Source organism: Streptomyces sp. NPDC102514, assembly GCF_055584525.1.
Map to the genome: position 1 here is coordinate 86,732 of NZ_JBVJLW010000010.1, position 15,753 is coordinate 102,484.

The 15,753-nt window shown below is 68.8% G+C and carries 9 protein-coding genes; 4 read left to right on the plus strand and 5 right to left on the minus strand.

Going from position 1 to position 15,753, the window contains the following annotated elements; all coding sequences use genetic code 11:
- Positions 1-391: 391 nt before the first annotated feature.
- Both ACZ60E_RS25240 and ACZ60E_RS25245 read right to left on the minus strand, forming a co-directional pair.
- Positions 392-1,192 (minus strand): enoyl-CoA hydratase-related protein, encoded by an 801-nt coding sequence (locus ACZ60E_RS25240; RefSeq protein WP_384799033.1) that lies wholly within the window; start codon positions 1,190-1,192, stop codon positions 392-394.
- A complete protein-coding gene (locus ACZ60E_RS25245; protein ID WP_469443255.1) occupies positions 1,189-2,379 on the minus strand; it encodes a CaiB/BaiF CoA transferase family protein in 1,191 nt (396 codons plus the stop codon). Before ACZ60E_RS25245 ends, ACZ60E_RS25240 begins: the two co-directional genes overlap by 4 nt.
- Before the next feature lie 1,313 nt (positions 2,380-3,692).
- Here ACZ60E_RS25245 and ACZ60E_RS25250 point away from each other — a divergent pair.
- The 4 genes from ACZ60E_RS25250 (at position 3,693) to ACZ60E_RS25265 (ending at position 10,548) form a co-directional block, all read left to right on the plus strand.
- Positions 3,693-7,736, plus strand: a complete 4,044-nt coding sequence (locus ACZ60E_RS25250) for a non-ribosomal peptide synthetase (protein WP_469443256.1) — start codon at positions 3,693-3,695, stop codon at positions 7,734-7,736.
- On the plus strand, positions 7,736-8,089 hold the full coding sequence (locus ACZ60E_RS25255; protein ID WP_469443258.1) for a hypothetical protein: 354 nt from the start codon (positions 7,736-7,738) through the stop codon (positions 8,087-8,089). Before ACZ60E_RS25250 ends, ACZ60E_RS25255 begins: the two co-directional genes overlap by 1 nt.
- 156 nt (positions 8,090-8,245) lie before the next feature.
- On the plus strand, positions 8,246-8,710 hold the full coding sequence (locus ACZ60E_RS25260) for a hypothetical protein (protein ID WP_469443259.1): 465 nt from the start codon (positions 8,246-8,248) through the stop codon (positions 8,708-8,710).
- Complete coding sequence (locus tag ACZ60E_RS25265; RefSeq protein WP_469443261.1) at positions 8,707-10,548, plus strand: FAD-dependent oxidoreductase; 1,842 nt, start codon at positions 8,707-8,709, stop codon at positions 10,546-10,548. The genes ACZ60E_RS25260 and ACZ60E_RS25265 overlap by 4 nt, the downstream gene beginning before the upstream one ends.
- A 206-nt stretch (positions 10,549-10,754) precedes the next feature.
- Here the strand turns inward: ACZ60E_RS25265 and ACZ60E_RS25270 are convergent, their stop codons facing one another.
- The 3 genes from ACZ60E_RS25270 to ACZ60E_RS25280 all read right to left on the minus strand — a co-directional run bounded on the left by ACZ60E_RS25270 (position 10,755) and on the right by ACZ60E_RS25280 (position 15,684).
- On the minus strand, positions 10,755-12,986 hold the full coding sequence (locus tag ACZ60E_RS25270) for an MMPL family transporter (protein ID WP_469443263.1): 2,232 nt from the start codon (positions 12,984-12,986) through the stop codon (positions 10,755-10,757).
- 185 nt (positions 12,987-13,171) lie between these two features.
- Entirely contained in the window at positions 13,172-13,783 is a 612-nt protein-coding gene (locus ACZ60E_RS25275; RefSeq protein WP_384799054.1) for a TetR/AcrR family transcriptional regulator, read from the minus strand.
- 935 nt (positions 13,784-14,718) lie between these two features.
- The gene (locus ACZ60E_RS25280; protein WP_469443265.1) at positions 14,719-15,684 is read right to left on the minus strand and encodes an SDR family NAD(P)-dependent oxidoreductase; all 966 of its coding nucleotides are present in this window, start codon (positions 15,682-15,684) and stop codon (positions 14,719-14,721) included.
- Positions 15,685-15,753: the final 69 nt, after the last annotated feature.

Sequence of the window (15,753 nt, forward strand, 5' to 3'; positions counted from 1 at the left end):
TCGCTGTGCGTACCTCCACACAGGGCAGTTCACGCCGACCGGTGACCGCGTAGACGCTGGCGATGGCGACCTTGCCGGTCCTGCGGCCGGTGCGGTGACGCGTCATCCGGACCGCCTGACAGGCGCCGGGGAAGGGCGAGTTACTGACGGATGGAGACCTTGATCCGACGCATCTCGAAGCGGTGCAGCCCGATCCGGCCCGCAAGCCGCGCGGACATCACCCACGCTCGTCAGCTGGGGCTGGTGCGGGGCGCAGACCGGCGGCCGGTGGTGACGCCCCGCACCGTAAGTTCAAGAAGCACACCCCGGACCGGTACGAGGAGTTGTACGAGCGTCAGCGCACGGCGCACTCCTCCCAGTCGCGGTCCACCCCGCGCTGATCGCCGGCCGTTCAGTGCCCTGGCCAGTTCGGTGGGCGTTTGTCCCTGAAGGCTTGGACGCCCTCGCGACTGTCCTCGCTGTCCAGGGCTGCCATCAGCGCCGGCAGGCGGGTCGCCCGCGCCTCCTGACTGGTCAGGTGCGCGGTGCGCTGCACCATCTGCTTGATGGCGCGCAGCGAGGTGGGAGCGCATGCGAGAACACCGGCGACCCAGCGGTCGACCGCCTCGTCCAACTGCTCGGCCGGAACCACCTCGTTGACCAGACCCATCCCGGCGAGCTCAGCCGCACTCGCCCGCCGCCCGGTGAGCAGCAGGCCCATCGCCTGGGTATGTGGCAGCCGGCGGACAAGCTGAGTGACTCCCCCGTCGAGTGGGACGCGTCCGACACGGGGCTCGGTGAGCCCGAACTGGGCGTGATCGGCGGCGACCACGATGTCGCAGCCCAGGACCATCTCCATGCCACCGCCGAGGGCGTACCCGTTCACCCGGGCGATCACCGGGACATCGAGGGTGGTGCGCAGGGACAGGCCGCCGAAACCGTTGGGGTCGAGAGCGGCCCAGTACTCCAAGCCGGTCCTGCCGGTCTCCTCGGCGGACATGTCGGCGCCTGCGCAGAAGGCTCGGTCGCCTTCGCCGGTCACGACGACGACACGGACCTCGGGGTCCGACTCGATGCGTTCCCAAGCCTCGTTGAGGTGTTGGAGCGTCCTGGCTCCGACGGCATTGAGCACCCGGGGTCGGTCGATGGTCACACGGGCGACGTGCTGGTCGATCTCCAGGCGCACGTCGTCCGTGGCGGGCGCCGCAGTCACCGCAGGACACCGCTCTCCACCAGCGCAGCGATCCGGGCGTCGTCGAAGCCGTGTTCCTTGAGGACTTCGGAACTGTGCTCACCGAGCTGCGGCGGGCAGTGGCGGACGCCCATGCGGGCGCCGGAGAGGAGGATGGGTGCGGCGACCGCCCTGACCTTGCCGGCCACCGGGTGGTTCATATCGACGATCATGCCGTTGACCGCGGTCTGCTCGTCCGCGAGAGCCTCTTCCAGGGTGCGCACCGGGGCGCAGAGGATGTCCTGCTCCTCCAGTCGTCGGATCCAGTGGTCCGTGACGTTGCCGGCGTACCGCTCCCGGAAGATCGCCTGGAGCTGCGGGCGTCGTTGGAACTGCGCCTCCATGGTGGAGTACTCCTCGCGCAGCGAGAGGTCCTCGTCCATCTCCAGGGCTGCGCATACCGCGCGCAGCGGGTTCTCCTTGAACGCTCCGACCATGCAGACCGCGCCGTCCATGGTCGGGAAGACACCGCTGAGCGGCATGCTGGCCCAGTTGACCTCGTAGCCGCGGTTCAGCTGCGCGCAGGCCTCCTGCATCTGCATGTGCAGCATCGAGTCGTACATGCTGACTTCGACCTTCTGGCCCTCGCCGGTCCTGGTCCGGGTGAACAGCGCGAGCAATATGCCCTGCAGCAGATGCATGCCGGTGGTGTAGTCGCCCAGTGGGGTGGGGTAGACGGACAGTGGTAGGTCGGGTGACTCGCGGCGCCACATCACCCCGGAGTAGGCCTGGCTGATCACGTCTTGGCCGCCCTTGTGGCTGTACGGGCCGGCGCTTCCGAAACCGGTGCCGGAGGCCCAGATGAGACGAGGGTTGACCGTCCGTAGGTCTTCGTAGCCGAAGCCGAGCCGTTCCATCACGCCACCGCGGAAGTTGCTCACCACCACGTCCGCTGCGCGCACCAGACTCAGAATCACTTCCTTGCCTTCGGGTGCGCGGACATCGACGCAGACGCTGCGCTTGTTCCGGTTGATGGCGAGGAAGATCGGGCCGTCCAGCCCATCCCGGTCCGGGAAGGATGTCCGGGAGAGGTCGCCGGTTCCGGGGCGCTCGATCTTGATCACGTCGGCGCCGTAATCACCCAGCAACTGGGTGCAGCTGGGACCCATGAAGACCTGGGTGAAGTCGAGGACGGTCACACCGTCCAGGGGCAGGCCGTCGGTGCTCATCGACGTAACGTCCTTTCCGCGATCCTCAGGAACTGGGGTGTGACCTTTCGGTCTCGGCGAACACTCACGCAGGGGCCTCTACTGGGTTGCCCAGATCGGCCGGGGGTCCGTCGGTGTGAGGCGTGTGGCGTGTGAAGAAACGGCACCATCCGGGCCTGGGCGTGCCCGGGCGGCCGGAGCCGGATCTGCTCAAGGGCGGATTCCGGGACGGGGAACCGCTGCCGACGGTGGGAACTCGCATGGGGAGCCGCGTCGCGAGGGGCCCGCTGCGAGAAACGGACGGAGGAGAAGGAGTGAAGCTGGCAGGTCCGTCGAGGACCTGGTCCCGCGAAAGGTGAATCACCGGCCGGACCCCTTCATGGCGAACCCGACGGGACCGATATGCATTCAGTAGGAGATGAAAATTTTTGCTTCAGTTTTACACGGGAAGGGAAATCCCTTGCCGTCATGGCCCGATGGAGTACACATGCAGACATTTCCCTACGATGGATTGATTTAACCGGTACCCCCAGGGGGTGCTGCCGAACTCGTGGGGTGACGCCGATCCCGTGAGGTGATGCCGAACAGCCGACCCGCCGGCATATCGAGGGCACGCGCCCTCCTGACCTGCCCGGTGAACGCCGCACCGGCTCGGGCCTCGCCCATAAGCGCCTCCGTGAATCTCAAGCCGCTTCAGCGTAATGAAGATCTACGCCCCGTCAAGGCTTCATGTCCGGCGAAACGGTGCAGCCCATCGCGTTTAGGCGGGCCGGAGGGCACGCGGGTTTCGACGACCCGCGACAAGGGCGGGAGATTCGACAACGCCGGAACGCACGCCTTTTCGGCGCGCATCGGACTTCCCTCACCCAGTTCCCCATGACGGAAGGGTGGTGATATTTGACAGAATTGCCGCCTTACCCTTTTTCTAGACATGCCGGATCCAAACACTTCGACGCCAGGAAAGTGTGTGACCTGCGTCACTGTTGACCTTTAAAGCAGTCTGGGATGTACTTTTGCATGACGAACCATTAATTCGTGATGAGCCATATGCATTGCTAGTTATTTATTGCTAGTCCAGCTGCTTCGACCAATATCCCTGACATCACGTCGCGAGTGATGCGCCGATAAACATTCCTGAGTTACGACGAAAGCCCGCCGCCGGACGGGCGCCTCGGAATCCTGCCCGGCACGCCGAGGCGCGACGCGGACACCACGCATTCAGCTGTCGCCCTCGCCATGCTCCCGGTCGCCGGTGCGGCCGACCGGACACAGGCCGTCCCCGCGCCGCGTCCCGCGCCTGTCTCGCCGTCTTCCTTTCTCATGAAGGAGACCTTGTGCCTCGCATTGCCACCCCCCGAATTCTCCCGTCCACCCTGTCGGCCTCGTCGGCATCAGGGGCATCAGGCCCCGCCGGCGTCCCCTCGTCCGACCCTGCCCCCCTGTCATTGGCACAGGAACGGTTGTGGGTCCTGGCGCGGATGGGCGGGGAGGCCAGCGCCGCGTACCACGGGCTCATGAACTTCGACCTCAAGGGGCCGCTGGACGCGGACCTCCTCGTCCAGGCGCTGCACCTGCTCGCCGCCCGGCACGAAGCGCTCCGCACCCGGTTGGTGCCGGCCGAGGGCTCGGCCCTTCAGATCGTCAATCCCCCGGAGACGGGATTCCCCGTCACCGTCGAGGATCTGAGAGGGCTGCCGGACGCGGACGAGCGCCTCGCACAGGCGCAGCGGGCGGTGGGAAGCACTCCCTTCCGCCTCGGGGAGGAGGCCATGACGCGCGGCCGTCTGGTCGTACTCGGTGAGGACCACCACGTCCTTCTGCTCACGGCCCACCACCTTATTTTCGACGGCTGGTCCCAGTCCCTGCTGCTGCGGGAGCTGAGCACGATGTACGCCGCGCTGCACGAAGGACAGGAAGTGTCGCTGCCGGAACTGCGGTGGCAGTACAGCGACTACACCCGCTGGCAGTGGGACTGGATGGCGGGAGAGGAGTCCGCCGCGTACGCCGAGTACTGGACCGGTGCGCTGAGCGGGGTCCCGGCCGTGCTCCCCCTGCCCACTGACCGGACCCGTCCGCCCGAGCAGGATTTCCGGGGCGGCAGGGCTGCCCTGGTCGTCGACGAGGACCTCACCCTGGCGCTGCGAGCCCTGGCGAAGCAGCACGGGGTCTCCTTGTACGCGACGGTCCTGACCGGCTGGTCGCTGCTGCTGTCCCTGCTCTCCGGGCAGGATGACATCGTTATCGGCACCCCGACGGCCAACCGCCGGCAGGGCGACGTCGGTGGCCTCATCGGCTTCTTGGCCAACACCCTTGCCGTGCGCGCCGACCTGTCCGGCTCACCGACCGTCGGGGAGGCGCTGAAGCGCGTGAACGGGCGGCTGCGTGAAGACCTTCGCCATGTGGACCTGCCTTTCGAACGGGTCGTGGAGCTGGTCAACCCGCCGCGGAGTCCGGCCTACACGGCCCTGTTCCAAACGATGGTCGCCTGGGTTCCCTCCATGCGGCAGGAGCTCGAATTTCCCGGCGTGACCGTCGAGGTGCGTGAGGACGACTCACATGTCGCCGCGAAATTCGACCTGGTGGCGGTCGTCGCCGACGAGGGCCGGCGCCTGGTCGGCGGGATCGAGTACGCCACCGCGCTCTTCGACCAGACGACCGTCGAGCGGTTCGCACGCCAACTGCTGCGGGTGTTCCGGCTGATGACCGAGCGGCCCGCGGCGGACGTAGGCGACCTCACCCTGCTGGACGAGGACGAGCAGCGAGAGATCCTGTCGACGTTCAGCTGGGGAGGCGACCCGGTGACACCGGCGTCCGCCGCCCTGCTGGAGCGTTTCGCGGAACAGGTGCGGACCCGGCCCGAACAGCCGGCGGTGGTCGCCGGGGACGCGGAAGTGACCTACGCGGCGCTGGACCTGCGAGCCGACCGGCTGGCGAGCGCGCTGACCGCCCGCGGAGTCCGCCCCGGCCAGGTGGTGGGCCTGCACGCCGGGCGCACGCTCGAACTGGTCGTCGGGGTCCTCGGTATCCTCAAGGCCGGGGCCGCCTACCTCCCGCTCGACCCGGGGCAGCCCGCCGAACGGCTCGCGGCCATGGTGGCCGATGCCGAGCCGGCACTGGTGCTGACCGACCACACGGCCCCGGCGGCCGACGGCGGACTCTGGCAGGACCTGGCCGCCGTCGAGGCGGAGGGCACGCGGGAGACCGCGCCGCGGATCGACCCGGACCCTGCCCGGTTGGCCTACGTCATCTACACCTCCGGGTCGACCGGCCGCCCCAAGGGGGTGGCGGTGACCCACGGCAGCGTCGTCAACCTCCTCGACCACTGGCACGAGCTCATGGGCGACGCCGCGGGCGAGGCCGCGTCGGCCTGGTCGAGCATCGGCTTCGACGCTTCGGTCCACGAACTCCTCGTACCGCTGACGACGGGCGCGGTGCTCCACCTCGTACCCGACGAGCTTCGTGGCGACCCCGGGGCGCTCATGGACTGGCTGCGGGAGCGGCGGGTGGCCCAGGCCTTCCTGCCCCCTTCCTACATCATGTGGATCGACGAGGACCCGTCCCGGCGACTGGCCGGGCTGAGCCTGCGCCAGCTCCTCACCGGCGTGGAGTCCCTGCCGGAAGCCGCGCTGCACCGCATGCGCGAGGCACTGCCGGGCCTTCGTATCTGCTACGGCTACGGACCGACCGAAGCCACGCTCTACACCACCGCGTACACCGATCCGCAGGCCCGCTCGCGGTCGTGCCCCATCGGGCGGCCGTTGCGCGGCACGCGTCTGTACCTGCTGGACGACCGCATGCGCCCGGTGCCCGTGGGAGTTCCCGGCGAGGTGTACGCGGGAGGCGCAAGCCTGGCGCACGGGTACCTGCACCGGCCCGACCTCACCGACGAGCGTTTCGTGCCGGACCCGTTCGTGCCGGGAGAACGCCTCTACCGCACCGGCGACCTGGCGCGCTGGCTGCCGGACGGCAACGCCCAGTACGTCGGCCGCCACGACGACCAGCTCAAGCTGCGCGGCTTCCGCATCGAGCCCGGCGAGGTGGAGGCCGCTCTGCTGGCGGTGCCCGGGGTGCGGGAGGCGGTCGTCCTGGCCGACCGCCGGACGCCGGACGACCCGCACCTGGTGGCCGGCGTGGGACGCGACCCCGGGCCCGACCGGACACCCCACGAATGGCGTCTCGCGCTCGGGGAGCGGCTGCCGGACTACATGATCCCCGCGGTCGTCGCCGAGTTCGCGCGGCTGCCGCTGAACCGCAACGGCAAGGTGGACCGGGAGGCGGTGCTGAGCGCGACCGCCGGCACCCGCGCCGGGCGGGTCAACACGGCCGCACCCCGTGACCACGTCGAGATGGCCCTGTACCGGATCTGGCGGCAAGTGCTGCTGCACCCGGACGTCGGGGTCGCGGACAACTTCTTCGAGCTCGGCGGCACCTCGATCTCGGCGATCAAGATGGCACACGCCGTGCAGGAGGAACTCGGCGTGGCGTTGCCGGTCCGGGACGTCATGCTGCGTCCCACGATCGAGGCGCTCTCGGAGTTCGTTCGCGGCGCCCTCTCCGGGACCGCCGGACCCGCGAACCACAGCAGCCTGGTCGAGTTCCGCGCCGGGAACGGCCGGCAGCGCGTGGTGTGCGTCCACCCCGCCGGCGGCACCGCCTTCTGCTATCTGCCGTTGTCCACCGCGCTCCCGGAGGACGTCGGCGTGGTGGGCCTGCAGGCCCCGGGGATCAATCCCGGTGAGTCGACCCTGCCGACCGTGGAGGCCGTCGCCCAGGAGTACCTGCGGCTCGTCGGTCCCCGCCCGGACGAGGCACTGGTGCTGTGCGGGCTGTCCTACGGGGGGCTGATCGCCCACGAGATGGGCCGCCAGTTGGCGGCGGCCGGGCACGAAAGGGTGAGCGCGGTCCTGCTCGACACCCGCGGCGCCGAGGACGCGGAACGGCACACCCCGTTCACGCCGACCGGCATGGACGAGTTCCGGCAGAAGCTGATCCGCTTCAACGGGATGTACCCGGGCATCGACGATGACCAGGTCGCCCGGTACCTCACGGTGTACAACCACCACCAGGCAACCGGCCTCGCCTACGAGGTGCCCGACTCGCAGGCCCGCACGGTGCTCATGCAGGCCACGGCCGTGGAGGACGACGAGGACGGTGAGGCAGCCGCCCGACTGCGCGCCTTCTGGCAGCGCCGCGCCGGCGGCGGCTTCGTGGTGGAACCGGTGGACTGCGGCCACTGGGACATGCTGGAGAGCGACGAACTCCCGCGCGTCGCCGCCGTCATCACGGCCGAACTGAACCGGTTCGGCCCCGACGCGGAAGCCGGTACCGGCCCGGCCGAGGCCCGGCCTTCGCTCCTCCCCGGCACACGGGAGCAGTGATGGCGATCTGCGACGGGACTCCCGGGGCACACGGTGCCGGGAACCCCGGCTCACCGGAGGGCCCGGCGCTGCGGACACGTCGTCGGACCGGCGGCACTCCGCGGGCCGTCGCACTCATCGACGACGACGTACGACTGGACTACGCGGCGCCCGACTCCGCGTCTGCGGCCGTGGCCGGGAACGGCCGGCACAGCGACGGCAGTGCCCACGTCGAGCCGTCGCCGGGGTCGATGCACTACATCACGGACCCACCCGAGGACGACGACGTACCCGGGAGCGAACACCCTCTCATCGCGCGGAATGTGGTTCGCCGTGCCCGATCCGGTGCAACCGCCACGGCGGTACGCCGCTGACGCGGGGGCGCCGGTACCGGTCCGGGCTTCGGCCGTGCCCCCCAGCGACCCCAGCGACCCGGCGCGCGTCCGGCCCGCGCGGGCTCACCGTCCCGCGAGGGCGCGCGCGTACGACAAGAACTTGTCTGACCTCATAGGAAAAAGGATTTCGAGAGCATGGAACTCCACCAGTTCGCCGCCCTGTCTGCGGACCTGACCGGTTTCGACTGCAGGGAGTTGCAGGAGACCGGCATGTTGGACACGTACCGGCAGGTCGTCGTGGATCAGGCAGGGGCTGAGCGGCTCGACCAGCTCGCCGACTCGGTGGCGGGGGCCCCCGACGGCCCGCCGCGTTTCGAGGACGATTCCACCCGGGAGCTGGCGCGGGCGATCACCCACCTCTGGTACGTCGGAACGTGGCCAGGCCTGCCGGACCCGCCGTCCCCGGACAACGGAGCGCGGACACCGGAGGCCGGGCCGTACGTGGTCTCGTCGCGGGCCTATGAACAGGGTCTCGTATGGCGGGCGTTCGGCGGGAACGCGCCCGGCGCGACGGCACAGGCGCACGGGAGCTGGGCCGACGCCCCGTCCGGGGCAGCGCCCACGGGAGCACGTGACACCGAGTCGGTGGTCGTGCGATGAGCGGTCCGCAGGAGCTTCGGTGGGACGTGGTCGTGGTCGGTGGGGGTTTCGCGGGTTCCCTGGTGGCCAAACGCCTGGGCGACCAGGGCTGGCGGGTCCTGGTGCTGGAGGCCGGACACGGCGCGTCCAGCTCGGACGGGGGACACGCGGACGCGGTCGAGACGTACCGCACAGCACTGCTCAAGGTGCCCAACTCGCCTTACCGGACGAGTAAAGCGGCACCGTCGCCGGCGATGTCCGATGTCGGCGAGTACTTCGTGCAGAACGGTCCGCTTCCGTACGGCAGCGGATACCTGCGGGCCAACGGCGGCACCGGCCTGGCCTGGACCGGACTCGCGCCCCGGATGCACCCCGAGGACTTCCGCGCCGGGGACTTCGGGCAGGGGCGGAACTGGCCTCTCGGCTACGACGACCTGGAACCGTACTACCGCGCGGCCGAGCGGGAGATCGGGGTGGCCGGCGACGCCGAGGAGCAGCGTGCGGAAGTCGGCCTGCCGTTCCCGGACGGCTACCAGTTCCCCATGCGGTCCATCCCGCAGAGCTACCTGGACCAGGTGATGACGAAGTCCCTGGACGGCGGGACCATTCGGGATCCCGGGGCGGACGATCCGGTCCGTCTGCGCGTCGTCACGACACCACACGCCCGCAACGGCCTGCCCCATCCCTCCTACGACGACGGCGCCGGCTACCGGCCCGCCGCGGGATCGGGGCAGCCAGAGCAGGGAACGCTGTGCCAGGGCTACGCCAGCTGCGTACCGATCTGCCCGTCCCAGGCGAAGTACACGCCCCTCAAGACCCAGGCCCGCTGGGGCTCGTCCGTCACCCTTGTCACCCGGGCGGTCGTCACGCGGGTCCGGATCGGAGCCGACGGGCGGGCCGCAGGTGTCGAATACCGGTCCTACCGTGACGACACCGCCGAAGCAGTGACCCACAGCGTCGACGCGGACCTCGTCGTCCTGGCCGCGCACGCGATCGAGAACGCCAAGCTCCTCCTCCTCTCCGAGGCCGCCAACAGCAGCGACCAGGTCGGCCGCAACCTGATGGACCACCCGGTCCTGCTGACGTGGGGCCTGATGCCCCAGCAGGTCGGTGCTTATCGCGGCCCCGGCTCGACCTCCGGACTTGAGGGTTTCCGCTTCGGCGCCGCACGTACCCGGCGTGCTCCGTTTCGCGTGGAGATCGGCAACTGGGGCTGGACCTGGTCCCTGGGACCGCCCGAGCAACGGGTCGCCGAACTCCTGGGCACCGGAGGGTCCGACGGCCGCGGCATCCTCGGTACGGAACTGCGGCGGGCGCTCGGCGACCAGATCGGACGGGAGTTCGCCTTCCAGTTCGAGATTGAACAGGAGGCCGACCCGGCGAACCGCGTGACCGTCGATCCTCGTCACCGCGACGCGCTGGGCACTCCGCGGCCGGTCATCCACTACGACTTGTCCGACTACGTCAAACGCGGCATCGTCGCCGCGAAGGCGGTTTCCGACCAGCTCTTCGACCTGCTGGGCGCAGAGGACCATACGCGTTTCGAGCAGGGGCCCGGCTGGCCCGGCTACTTCGAGTTCGAAGGCCGCCCCTACGCCTACAGGGCGGCCGGTCACGGAGCCGGAACCCACATCATGGGTGACTCACCTCGCACATCCGTGGTCGACGAATGGCAGCGCTGCTGGGACCACCCTTACCTCTACGCCGTCGGATGCGGCAGCATGCCCACGGTGGCCACGTCCAACCCCTCACTGACCATGGCGGCACTCGCCCTGCGCAGCAGTGAGGAGATGCACCGAGACCTCCTCGACCGACGCCGCATCACATCCGCCGAACACCACGCAACACCGGCCTCGTAACGCCACGTTCCGATGCGGCAGTACGCGCCGGTTCCCGGCCTCGCGCGTGAAGAGAGCCCGGGCGATGCCCACCGTAGGCCTAGGCGTCATGGAAGAGGGCGGGGCCGCCCCGCGCGGAGTACGCCGTGCATCGTCGTCCCTGCGGCAGGTCACCGGCCGGGGGCCACCACGGTGCGGTGGCCCTCGGCCCGTGAGGTGGGGTGGTGTCAGCGGCCTTCGTCCGTGGACTCGGCGTAGCTGGGTTCGCGCTCCGCGAAGGCGAGGTCGGGGGCGGGGGCCGGGGTGTGCCGGGTGAGTTTCTCGCCTTCGATGTCGACGTTGGGCAGGATGCGGTCGATCCAGGCGGGCAGGGACCATGCGCGCCTGCCGAGGAGGGCGAGGACTGCGGGGACGATCGTCATGCGGACGATGAACGCGTCGAAGGCGACGGCGATCGCGAGTCCGAACCCGAGTGCCTTGATCATGGCGTCGTGGGAACCGACGAAGCCGGCGAACACGCTGATCATGATGAGGGCCGCGGCAGTGACGACGGTGGCGCTGTGCCTGAAGCCCGTCTCTATCGCGGTGCGGGCGTCGGCTCCGTGGACGTACGCCTCGCGCATGCGGGTCACCAGGAACACCTGGTAGTCCATGGCCAGGCCGAAGACTATGCCGACCATGAGGACGGGCATCAGACTCATGATGGGGCCGGTCTGTTCCAGGCCGATCAGGTCCTTGAGCCAGCCCCACTGGAAGACCGCGACCAGGGCGCCCAGGGAGGCGAGCACGGAGAGCAGGAAACCGAGGGCCGCCTTGACGGGGACCAGGATCAGCACGAGGACGGCCAGGCCGACGACGAGCGCCAGGTAAGGCACGATCGCCGCGCTGAACTTGTCTGAGATGTCGATGTTGAGGGCCGTCGTGCCGGTCACCAGAGAGCGGGTTCCTGTGTCGGCCTGCAGATCACCGGCGAGGGCGCGAATGTCGACGACCAGGCTCTTGGTGGCATCGCTGCCCGGTGCGCTCCGGGGAATGACGGTGATGATCGCGGTGTCCCCGGCCTCGTTGAAGGTGGCCGGGGCGACGGCGGCCACGTCCGGCAGATCCTTGAGGGAAGCCGCGATGTCGTCGGCGCCGCTGCGGGCGACGGCCGGGTCCTGGTCGTCGACGGTGACGGTGAGGGGACCGTTGAAGCCGGGACCGAAGGACTGCGACAGCATGTCGTAGGCCTTGCGCTGAGTGGACGACGCGGCTTCGGAACCGTCGTCCGGCAGCCCGAGTTCGAGCTGGGTGGCCGGCAGGGCGACCACGCCGAGGGCAACCACCGCCAGCAGGAGCATCTGGGTCGGCTTGCCCAGGACGTACGAGATCCAGCGCTGCCCGAGCCCCGGCTTGGCGGGCTCGGCGGGCTCGGCAACGTCGACTGCGGGGGCGGCCTTCTCCCGGCTCTTGCCGCGGACGCGTTCGCCGGCGAAGCCCAGGAGCGCGGGCACCAGGGTGGTGGCGACCAGGACGGCGATGACGACGGCGCCGGCGGCGGCCAGACCCATCGCGGTGAGGATGGGAAGGTTCACCACCGCCAGGCCCGCAAGGGCGATGACGACGGTCAGGCCCGCGAAGACGACGGCGGACCCGGCGGTGCCGGTGGCACGGGCGGCGGCCTCGCGGGCGTCGTAGCCGTCCGCGCGCTCTGAGCGGTAGCGGGACACGATGAACAGGGCGTAGTCGATACCGACCGCGATGCCCAGCATCGTGGCGAGAGCGGAGGCGTTGCTGTTGAGATCGAGCGGGCCGCTGAGCGCGGTGATGGCGGCCATGCTCACCCCCACTCCCAACAGCGCGGTGATCAGAGGCAGTCCGGCGGCGACGAGGGAGCCGAAGGTGATGAGGAGGATGACGGCTGCCAGGGCGAAGCCGATGGCCTCGGCCGTGTGGCTCTCCTCCGGCTCGGCCAGCGCGTTGCCGGAGGCCTCGACCGTCAGCCCCTGGTCACGGCCCGATTCGAGGGCCTCGTCCAGGCCGGTGTGGTCGCCGTCGGTCAGGTCGGCCTCCTTGGAGGTGTAGGTGACCTGGGCGTACGCGGTGGTGCCGTCCGCGCTGACCGTCTTGGACGTGAAGGGATCGCTGATCTGCCCGATGTGGGAGGAGGAGTCCTTGACGTCGGCCAGGGTCGCTTCGAGGGCGGTCTTGTTCTCCGAGCTGCTGATCTTCTCGCCGTCAGGTGCGCGCAGAACGACGCGGGCGGTGGCTCCGTCGGCGTTGGCGGCGGGGAACTTCTCGCCCAGAAGGTCGAAGGCACGCTGGGCCTCCGTGCCGGGGAGGGTGATGCTCGAACTGGCGGGACCCGAGCTGGTGGAGGCACCGATACCCACGGCGCCCAGGACGAGCGCCCAGAGGAAGAGGACCAACCAGCGCCGCTGGAACGCAGCCCTGCCGATCTTGTAAAGGAAGGTGGCCATAAGGGAGACGCTCCGGATCGACGGTGTTTTTGGACGTGCGGTGCCTTCGACCCGGCATGTGATCGGTACGGGCCGCAGGAAGGCATACGGAGGTGATCGAACGGCGTCACGCCGTTGTCAGGGTGTGCGGGGCCCTCGGCGCGACGGGACGAAGCTGCCGGAAGGCGGTGAGGGTTGGAGTCGGATCAGATGGTGGCGGGCCGCGCGGTCAGAGCCGGCAGGAGCACCAGTTCGACGACGTTTTCCATCAGCTCTCGGGTCGCCGGTGTCCCGTAAAGAATGCGCTGTGCGAGCCACGGGCCGAGCAGGATCTGGTCCGCCAGGACGACGACCGGGTTTCCGGCTGCGATCTCCCCTCTGTCCACCGCACGGTCGAGGAGCCCGGCCAGGTCACGCAGGATGGGGTGGATGAGGATCTCGCGGACGATCTCCATCAGGCTCTCGTCCTGGACGATGGCCGCCGGCACCGAGGCGAACGTGTTCCTGACCGGGTCGTCCTTGACCAGGTAGCGGGCCGCGTCCATCAGATCGCCGCGCAGGCTGCCGGTGTCGATGCGGGACAGGTCGTTCCCCGTCTCCGTGGCGAGGGCCTTCCACGCCGAGATCACCAGACGCGGCTTGCTCTCCCACTGCCGGTAGAGCGTCGCCGTGCTGCACTTCGCCCGCTGCGCGACCGCTGCCATGGTCACCCGCTCGTAGCCGACCTCGCCGACGAGCTCGGCCGTCACCAGGAGCAGCTCACGCTCCCGCTCCGCGGTGAGCTTGCGGCGGCGCGGCGCCGCAGGTGCCTCGGCCATGACTGCTCCTGATCGAATGCCTAGCTGACAACGGAACTGTAGTCACCAGACAAAGCGAAAATCAAGTTTTCGAAAATGTGGTTTTCGATACGGCTCGGATGGCAGGTCCCTGAGCGAGTCACGTCGACCTACGGTCCGCAGCCGCCACACACGAGGACACCTCCGCACAAGCGCCTGTCTCACATCGCAGGTGTGCGGACCGTGTTGTGGCTACGAACGAGCTTGTCGCCCCGCAGCTGCAGTGCCGCTGTCGAGCATCCCGCCCGGGGATATGGCGCGACGTTCGACTGGGTCGTCGTCGCTTCCACTCCTGTACGCGGGCATCAGTCTCCGCTGCTGACATGCGCAAGCGTCCGTGGTCGCGCCGCGGGTGGTCGCCAGCGAGGCGTTTGTCGATGCCGGCGTACCAGGGTGCGCCTGCGCCGGACGGTCATCCGGCGGGCGGGCAGGGCTGTTCCCTCCACGCCACACGCAGCGGTACTGGATGGTGCCGATCGCCCCCTCGCGAGGGCGCGGCCCGGCCGAGCGGTGAGCTGGCCGGTGAGGGCTTCGTTGACGTCCTATGGAGTGCGTTCGAGGTGTGCTGGCCCGCCGCCCTGTACTGAATCGCTCCAGCCCGATGGCATTGAGGGCGTCGACGAGTTACTCAGCCGCCGCCCGATGACGGTAGTCGCCCGGCGACTTCTCTGACTGCCCGTAGCCCTTCATCTCGAAGGGGATGCAGCGATACTCCTGATGCCAGGGCCGCCACTTGGTGGCGGCCCTGGCATCAGGAGTCTGGGATCCCGTAGTGGAACAGGATCACTTCGTTGGCCGGGGCGCACAGGGGAAGCGGACTGTCTCATGATCGCCCGGCGAGTGGTGGGGAAATCGAACCCCGTCCAGCGTCTCGGCATCACCCTCAGCTCAGCGTCCGGGTGCGGGGACCAACATGCCTACCGCAACTGGGGGGCTTCCTCCTCGGAGGTCAGATTGACGAGTCGCTTGGAGTCGTCCCACAGCCTTTCCGCGCGCTTTCCATCATAGGAAATTCGCGCCGACCGCACGGCCGACAGCGTTCCCTCTTTCGCCTGGACGTAGATGCCGGATTGGTCTACGAACTCAGGGGCTGTCGCGAGCGCAGCGAGGGACGCGCCAGAGAATTCAACATCGGATGTAGTGATGCCCATGCGCTTAGATGCCCACTGCATGGCGGACGTTGTGGACATCCATTGGACCGGCTTCGGCATTCCGCGAAGGAACCCGGTCCCGGGCACGGCCCCAGGATCGTAGGCGATTGAAGAAATCGAGCTGTCGGCCTTGCGAAGACGGCGGTCCAGCTCATAGGCGTACATAACCGTACACAATTTCGAGGTGGAGTAACGCTTACCGGCAGAAAGCGACTTTTTCCCATTCTTGCCGTCATTTGCCAGCGCGGTGGCGTCCGGTTCCACGGCGGCACCGACCGCTTTTCCATCCATCGAATCGGAGTCGTGGGTACCGCTGGTGGTATACACGACCCGGCCGCCCTCGGTCATACTGGGAAGCAGAAGCTCGACAAACAGGAAATGTCCGAGACAGTTCGTTGCGAAGGTCGTCTCATACCCGTCAGGACCATAAGAGACCTTGCCGTCGAATCGGCCGCCTGCGTTACAGAGGATCGCGTCCAGCAAGTCCAACTCGCCGGCCTCGGCTGCCGCCCTGAACTGCGCAGCACCCGCTCGGACCGACGCCAGTGATGACACGTCGAGCGTCAGCAGGGTCACGGTCACATCGTGCGCCGCGCGCAGCTCGTCTGCGACCTGTTGCATGCGCCCCAAGCTGCGCCCCGCCAGCACGATGTCGATACCCTGCACAGCGAGTGCACGTGCAGCAGCGAGGCCGATTCCCGAGTGGCCGCCGGTGATCAAAACAGTCGTCATTTAAATTGCTCCCTGGTCACTTCGGATGGGCCAAACAGGCGAGTCCTGAGACGTGGCCTTGTTTATAGC